This window comes from Burkholderiales bacterium, assembly GCA_035560005.1.
GTDB lineage: Bacteria > Pseudomonadota > Gammaproteobacteria > Burkholderiales > Eutrophovitaceae > DASRFY01.
In genome coordinates this window covers 1-7,213 of sequence record DATMAN010000052.1, presented here as the reverse complement: position 1 = coordinate 7,213, position 7,213 = coordinate 1, and the positions used below count along the sequence as shown (strand labels likewise).

Sequence of the window (7,213 nt, the reverse complement as noted above, 5' to 3'; positions counted from 1 at the left end):
GTGCGCACGCTCGCGCCGGCCGATGCCGCCGACCCGGCTGCCTCCTGCCGGCCTTTCCACCGGCGCCGCGCTGGACTCGTGCTCGGCGAAGGCGCCGCTGCGTTTGTGCTGGAGGAGGAGGAACGGGCGCGCCGGCGCGGGGCCCGGGTGCTCGCCCGCCTGACGGGGTACGGAAATAGCTGCGATGCCGTGCATATGTCCAAGCCCGACTGCGATGGCCAGATGCGAGCGATGCGGGAGGCGCTTGCCGATGCGAGCCTTGCGCCGCAGGACATCGGCTACATCAATGCACACGGCACGGCGACGCTCGTCGGAGATCCCGTCGAATGCGAGGCGATCCGGGCCGCGCTTGGCGAAGCCGGTGAACGCGTGCCGGTGAGTTCCACCAAGTCCATGCACGGACATCTTCTCGGTGCCGCGGGGGCGCTGGAACTCGCCGCGGCCCTGATGCCGCTCCGCGAGGGGCTGCTGCCGCCGACAGCGCACCTCGACGAACCCGACCCGGCTTGTGCGGTGCGCCACGTCGCCCGGTGCGCTGAACCCGCTGGCGACGTGCGCGCCGTGATGTCCAATTCGTTTGCCTTCGGGGGGTCGAACGTCGTGCTGATTGCCGAGCGTGCCTCGGCGGGGCGGCCTGATTGAAGTGCGAACGAAGCTCCGTCAGCCTTTGTCAGGTCCGGAACTTCTTGGCTGGACACTGACGGCCGGCCCGGCGTAGGCTGTCGCCGCGCGCAAGATCGGCTGGGAGAGACCGATGGCCAAGGCGCAGATCCTTCTGCTGCCCGCTACCCGCAACACCATCATGGTCGTGGACGATCAGTCCACCGGCCGCGCCATCCTTGAGCAGGTGGTGCGCAGCCTCGACGAACGCGTCATCGTCGAGGGCTTCGCCCGGCCGGTGGACGCGGTGGTGTGGGCGACGCGCCACGTCGCCGACCTCGTGCTGGTGGATTACCTCATGCCCGACATGAACGGCATCGAGCTGGTCGGGCGCCTGCGCGCGCTTCCCGGCTACGAACACGTGCCGATCGTGATGGTCACCGCGCAGGAGGACAAGGGGGTGCGATATGCGGCCCTCGATGCCGGCATCACCGATTTCCTCACCAAGCCGGTGGATGCGCGCGAATGCCTGGCGCGCTGCCGCAATCTGCTGATGCTGCGGCGCCAGCAGCTCGCTCTCGACGACAAGCGCAAGCTCCTCGAAGGCATGGTCGAGGAGGCAACCCGCGAGATCCGCGAGCGCGAGAAGGAGACGCTCCTGCGCCTTGCGCGCGCGGGCGAGTTCCGCGACGAGGAGACGGGCTATCACCTCATCCGCATGGCGCGCTACTCGCGCCTGATCGCCAACGCCATCGGCCTGGAGCGCGACGAGGCCGAGACGATCGAGCTGGCGGCGCCGCTGCACGACATCGGCAAGATCGGCATTCCGGACGGCATCCTGCTCAAGCCGGGGCGCTTGGACGAAGCGGAATGGAACATCATGCAGCGCCATCCGCTGATCGGGCACGAGATCCTCAAGGGCAGCGCTTCCAAGTACGTGCGCATGGGCGCGCTGATCGCGCTCGGCCACCATGAGCGCTACGACGGCAAGGGCTACCCGAGCGGGCTGGATGGTGACCACATTCCCCTGTGCGCCCGCATCGTCGCCGTCGCCGACGTGTACGACGCGCTTACCTCCAGGCGCCCCTACAAGAAGGCGTGGAAGCCAGAGGACGCGTTCGACTATCTTCGCGCCCAGCGCGGCAAGCACTTCGATCCCCGGATGGTGGACGCGTTCCTCGGCATGAAGGACAAGGTGCTGGAAGTGCAGCGCGACTTCCAGGACACTGCGATCGAGGCGGGCGGATGATCACGCCGGGCAGCGTCGTCGCGGCACTGAAGGCGCGCCTTGCGGCGCGTCCGGACACCGAGCACGAGCAGGCGATCGTGCGGCTGGTGGTGGGCCTTGCGCTCGGTGCCTATCTGCTGCCAGACGGGCTGCGTGTCTCCGAGTGGCGAGCGCTCGAGCCCTATTACCTCGTCTTTTCCTTTTATCTTGCGGTTGCAGTTTTCGTTCTCGCATGGAACCTTGCCTCAACTGCGGTCTCGCACGTGCGCCGCAGCATCGGCATGCTCGCCGACATGGCGACTGTCACGTTCGCGATGTGGTACTTCGGCGAGCAAGCGTTACCGCTGCTGCTGATTTTTGTCTGGGTGACGCTGGCGAATGGCTTCCGCTATGGGCCGACCTACCTGATCGCGTCGCTTGCCACGAGCCTCGTCGGCTTCGGCGTTGTCATCGCGGCGACGCCGTTCTGGCTCGAGCACTGGGTCGAGGGCTTCGGCGTCGCGATCGGTCATCTCGCGCTTAGCTTGTACGTCTTGTCGCTGGTGCGCCGCATGTTCGACGCGCTCGAGCGCGCCGAGGCGGCCAATCAAGCCAAGCGCCGCTTCATCTCGGTGGTGAGCCACGAGATGCGTACACCGCTCAACGCCATCATCGGCATGGCGGACCTGCTGCGCGACACCCCGCTCAACCGCGAGCAGGCCGACATGCTGCAGACGCTGCGCAGCTCCTCGCGGGTGATGCTCGGCCTGGTGGACGACGTGCTCGATTTTTCCAAGATCGAGGCGGGCAAACTGGTGCTGGAGCGCACCGACTTCGACCTGCACGCGCTGGTGAACAGCACCTGCCGGATCCTTGCGACGCAGGCCGCGGCGAAGGGCGTGGATTTCGTGGTTTCGATCATGCCGGAGGTCCCGCCCGCGGTGCGCGGCGATGCCCATCACCTGCGCCAGGTGCTGATCAACCTCGCCGGCAACGCAGTCAAGTTCACCGAGCGCGGCAGCGTGACGGTGCACGTCAGCACGCAAAGCGAAAGCGAAACCGCGGTACGGCTCAAGTTCTCCGTGCGCGACACCGGTATCGGCATCGCGCCGGAGGCGCAGCGGCGCATCTTCGAGAGCTTCACGCAGGCCGATCAGTCCACCACGCGCCGCTTTGGCGGCACCGGTCTGGGGACGGCGATCGCCAGGCAGCTCGTCGAGCTGATGGGAGGGCGAATCGGGCTGGAGAGCGCAGTCGGCCTGGGCAGCACGTTCTGGTTCGAGGTCGAGCTGGAGAAGCAGGCCGAGCGCACGGCCGCCGGTGCGGGAGAGCTGGCCGGAGCGCGCGTTCTGCTGATCGGGTTTCCGGCGCCGCACCGCGAGGCGCTGGTGGAGGCGCTCTCCGGTTGGGGCGCCACGCCGATCTCGGCGGCCGACGTCGAAGAAGGAGTGAGCCGGCTCGTATCCGAGATCAGTCTCGCGCGGCCCTACCACAGCGTCGTCATCTATACGAACGAGAAGGACGTGCGGCGCGCCCAGCGCTTTCGCCGCGCCGCCCCGGAACCGGTCCCGGCGCTGGTAATCGCGGTCGAGCGGACGGGCGAAGTGCCCCGCGGTGCCGCGCTCGCGGCGGGATTCGGCGCCTTGCTCGAACTGCCCTTCGACAAGCGTCAGCTCTTCAACGTGCTGCACTCGGTCAGGGCGGGCGAAGAGGCGCGCGAGGGGGTCGTCCGGCTGCAGGACTATGCGCGCCGCGGTCCCGCCGTGAGCGGCCTGCGTGTGCTGGTTGCCGACGACAACCCGACCAACCGCGAGGTGCTGGGCAGAATTCTCGAGCGCGGCGGCCATGTGCCCACGCTGGTCGCGGACGGCGACCGTGCGCTGGATGCGCTCGAAGCGGCCCTTTACGATGTCGCGATTATTGACCGCAACATGCCCGGGATGAGCGGCATTGACACGGTCAAGGCGATCCGGCTTACGACCGCGAGCCGGCTGCCGGTGATCATGCTGTCGGCCGATGTCACCACCGAGGCGCGGCAGGAAAGCCTGGAGGCGGGAGCGGATGCCTTCCTCGGCAAGCCGGTCGAGGCGGCGAGGCTGCTGCAGGAAATCCAGAATATCTGCGCGGCCCGGCCGCAGGGCGCGCCTGCGGAACGCGCGCGCGAGCGCGGTGGCGAGCCGCAGCCAAGCGGACCGGCGCCGGTGGTCAACGCCGAAACCCTGCGCGATTTGGAGGAACTCGGATCATCGCCGGCATTCATGGACAAGCTGATCAACGTGTTCACCGCGGACAACGCCACGCTGATGGCGAAGATGGAATCCTCGCTCGCGATGCGCCACGTGCCCGAATTCCGCAGCCACCTGCACGCAATGAAAGGCTCGGCGGCGAGCATGGGCGCCGAACGCCTGACGCTGTTGTGCCGGGACATCGGCAGGCTTTCCGATGCCGAGCTGAAGCTGCAGGCGACGGCGCTGCTCAAGTCGCTGCGCGAGGAACTGGCGGCGACCCGCGAAGCGCTGGAGCGCTATCTCCGCGAGCGCAGGAGTTCAGCTGGCTAGCGTTCCATTCCGCCGCTTCCCACGGGCTGGGCGATCCCGGACGATCGGCGCCTCGAGCGCCGGGAATCCTCAGGAATCCCCGCTAACCTGCGGATCTCCCTCGTCGTAAGCCCATTGCCGCCCGGGCGCCAGCCGGGCGGTCCGAACAGGTACCCTGCCGCCTCGCGCACGCTGCGCGCGGAGCCCAAGTCGCGCAGCATTGCCACCCATTCGGCAAACGCGATCTTGACCGGGTTCAACGTGTCAATCTGGCGCACCAGACCGTACTCCTTGGGCACACCGTCCTTCTCTTCGCAATACGTTCCGAACAGGCGGTCCCAGATGATCAGCACGCCGCCGTAGTTCCGGTCGAGGTACTCCGGGTTGACGGCGTGGTGCACTCGGTGATTGGAGGGCGTATTGAGGAATGTCTCGACGAACCCGAGCTTCGGGACCGTCTCGGTGTGGAGCCAAAACTGGTAGAGCAGGTTTGCGGCGTACATGAGTCCCACGGCGCGGGGATCGAATCCGATCCAGCACACCGGGATCAGGAACAGCCAAGGCCCGGACACGATGTTGGTCCAACCCAGACGATAGGCGACCGAGAAGGTGATCTGCTGCGCCGAGTGGTGCACGCTGTGCAGTGCCCACATCCACCGGATTTCGTGACTGTACCGGTGGAGCCAGTAGTACGCGAAGTCCACGAGCAAGAACAGCGCCACCCAGCTCTCCCAGCGATCCATCGGGATGTCGAACGGCCGGTAATGCCAGGTGGCGACATATACCGCGACTACCAGGCCCTTCGTTGCGGCTTCGCTTGCCAGCCGCCCGATCGCGACAACGAGGTTGGATGCAGTCACCTTCCAGCCGTAAGGCCGGCGCAGCGCGAGGCGGTAGTACAGCGCCTCGACGCAGATCGCCCCGAGGAAGATCGGGAGCGCCATCAGGTACAGCTTGATCGAGTCCATAGCCGGGATCCTTCAGTCCTGAAGCGAGCCGGCCGGCTTGCCGGCGGCGCTAGAATTATGTCTTCGGTTCCGGAGAAAACGATGTCGTTCTTTATCACGCTCGTCGAGATGTCCGATTCCAGTCGCCGCACGCTGGAGAGCGCTCCGAGGGTGCAAGAGATGATCCATCGCGGCCTCTCGCGCGACGAGTACCGCGCGTTCCTTCATTACCTGTACCACATCGTCTGGCACTTCTGCCCGATCATGGCGGTCGCCGCCGCGCGCTGCGACGATCGCTTTCGTTCCGTGCGCTACGAGCTTTACCAGCGCATCGACGAGGAAAAGGGACACGAAGCATGGGTGCTCGAGGACCTCGCCGCGATCGGGGGCGACGTCGCCCGGGTGCGAGACGAGTCGCCGAGTGCGCCGGTGCAGGCGATGATTGCCTTCAACTACTACGCGTCGGAGCGCGTACATCCGTGCTCGGTGCTCGGCATGCTCTATGTGCTCGAGGTGATCGCCTCGGTCTATGGCGGCCGCGTGGCCGATTCCATCGCGCGGGCGATCGGCGTGGAGGCAGGGCGCGACCTTGAGCGCCGCGGCTTCCGGTTTCTCTCGTCGCACGCGACGATGGACGCGGACCATATGGCGAAGTTGAACGCGCTGTTGAAGACGATCGATGACTCGGCGGCGCAGGCCGCCATCATCAACGCCACCCGCGTCAACTTTCATCAGTTTGGCCAGCTCTTCGCCGAAGGCGGATTTGCATCGCATCTGCAGAGCTAGCCAGCTGCGGCAACTGCAGGGGTGCCCGGACTCTTGACCGCTCTACGCTCCATGCGCTCCAGCTGCGCGTGCACGACCCTGCTCATCATGCGCAAGTCTCGGTCCTCCAGGCGCAGCGCACAGTCCACCCAAGTATCGGCCACCGCGTCCAGTTCCGCCCGCGTTACCGGAAACACCTGCTTGCGCGCCTGCATCACCGCTTGGAACCCCCGGCGGCGGCGCGCGTTCCGTGTGATCCAGTCGTGCACTGCGGTCTCGCCTTCGCCGTCCCGTGCGAGTACGTCCACGATTCCCATCTCATGCAGCTTCACTGCCGGCATGACGCGTCCGGAGAGGATCATCTCCTCGGCAAGACGAGGTCCTACGCGACGCGCCAGCAGGCTGTAGGCGCCCATGCCTGGAAACAGGTTGAACAGAATTTCCGGCAAACCCATCATGGCCGACTCCTCGGCCACGATGACGTCGGAGGCGAGTGCAGTTTCGAACCCGCCGCCGAGCGCCTCACCCTGAACGAGCGAAATCGTGGTCAGATCCGGGCAACTGTAGTTCTGCACGCGTGCATGAATATTGTCTATGCACAGGCGGGCGTAATGCGCAAGAGCATCGCGGTCGCGCGAACGGATCAGCAGCAGGAACAATGCGAGATCGCCGCCGAGGTTGAACACACCCGGCACGCGTGAGCCGGCCACGTAGTAATTCACCTTGTGACGCACACCGCCGCACTCCAAGGTGCCCCCGCGCGCGGCAAGCGCATTGCCGAAATCGCGGATGTCCTTCAGCAGGCCGAGATTGAAGCAGGGTGTGCCCCGCTGCCGCATATAGCCCCAGACGGTGCCGGTGGCTGGCTCGAATTCGTACTCCACTTCGGCGTAGCTACTGCACGGGATGCGCAGACCTGGCGCGTCGTTCATGCTGCTCATGATGCTCTCCCCACAAGAAATAACCCCCGCTGCCGGGGTGCTCGGTTCTCTGACGCCGGCCCCTCCGGCGCCTCTTGCGCCTCATTAAACGCCGTCGCGGGCGCCGGCGCAAACCCTGCCGCCGGCGGGCGCGTCGCGTGGTGCGCGCCCGTGTAGCATCCGAACTACGGGGGCCGGACGAAATGATCAACACGAGCTACGCCTGCCGCGGCATTG

The 7,213-nt window shown here is 66.4% G+C and carries 6 protein-coding genes; 4 read left to right on the top strand and 2 right to left on the bottom strand.

All coding sequences use genetic code 11. The features are described 5' to 3' along the window. From VNM24_07255 to VNM24_07245, 3 genes are all read left to right on the top strand, one after another. On the top strand, positions 1 to 642 hold a 642-nt coding region (locus VNM24_07255), incomplete at its 5' end, for a beta-ketoacyl-[acyl-carrier-protein] synthase family protein (protein HWQ38396.1). Between the two features lie 112 nt (positions 643 to 754). Next, the gene (locus VNM24_07250) at positions 755 to 1,849 is read left to right on the top strand and encodes an HD domain-containing phosphohydrolase (protein ID HWQ38395.1); all 1,095 of its coding nucleotides are present in this window, start codon (positions 755 to 757) and stop codon (positions 1,847 to 1,849) included. Then, positions 1,846 to 4,365: an ATP-binding protein gene (locus VNM24_07245; protein HWQ38394.1), complete on the top strand. Its 2,520-nt coding sequence runs from the start codon at positions 1,846 to 1,848 to the stop codon at positions 4,363 to 4,365. Before VNM24_07250 ends, VNM24_07245 begins: the two co-directional genes overlap by 4 nt. Here VNM24_07245 and VNM24_07240 read toward each other — a convergent pair. After that, positions 4,362 to 5,312, bottom strand: coding sequence for a sterol desaturase family protein (locus VNM24_07240; GenBank protein ID HWQ38393.1), 951 nt, complete (start codon positions 5,310 to 5,312; stop codon positions 4,362 to 4,364). The two genes, VNM24_07245 and VNM24_07240, sit on opposite strands and share 4 nt — an antisense overlap. Before the next feature lie 81 nt (positions 5,313 to 5,393). On the opposite strand from VNM24_07240, the gene VNM24_07235 reads away from it, so the two are divergent. Next, a complete protein-coding gene (locus VNM24_07235) occupies positions 5,394 to 6,077 on the top strand; it encodes an iron-containing redox enzyme family protein (protein ID HWQ38392.1) in 684 nt (227 codons plus the stop codon). On the opposite strand, the gene VNM24_07230 is transcribed toward VNM24_07235, so the two are convergent. Continuing rightward, positions 6,074 to 6,997, bottom strand: coding sequence for a crotonase/enoyl-CoA hydratase family protein (locus VNM24_07230; protein HWQ38391.1), 924 nt, complete (start codon positions 6,995 to 6,997; stop codon positions 6,074 to 6,076). The two genes, VNM24_07235 and VNM24_07230, sit on opposite strands and share 4 nt — an antisense overlap. Between the last annotated feature and the right edge of the window lie 216 nt (positions 6,998 to 7,213).

What these genes read in the sequence shown, in the direction of transcription:
- VNM24_07230 (HWQ38391.1), bottom strand. Translation starts at nt 6,997, where the DNA reads ATGAGCAGCATGAACGACGCGCCAGGTCTGCGCATCCCGTGCAGTAGC.
- VNM24_07240 (HWQ38393.1), bottom strand. Translation starts at nt 5,312, where the DNA reads ATGGACTCGATCAAGCTGTACCTGATGGCGCTCCCGATCTTCCTCGGG.
- VNM24_07245 (HWQ38394.1), top strand. Translation starts at nt 1,846, where the DNA reads ATGATCACGCCGGGCAGCGTCGTCGCGGCACTGAAGGCGCGCCTTGCG.
- VNM24_07235 (HWQ38392.1), top strand. Translation starts at nt 5,394, where the DNA reads ATGTCGTTCTTTATCACGCTCGTCGAGATGTCCGATTCCAGTCGCCGC.
- VNM24_07250 (HWQ38395.1), top strand. Translation starts at nt 755, where the DNA reads ATGGCCAAGGCGCAGATCCTTCTGCTGCCCGCTACCCGCAACACCATC.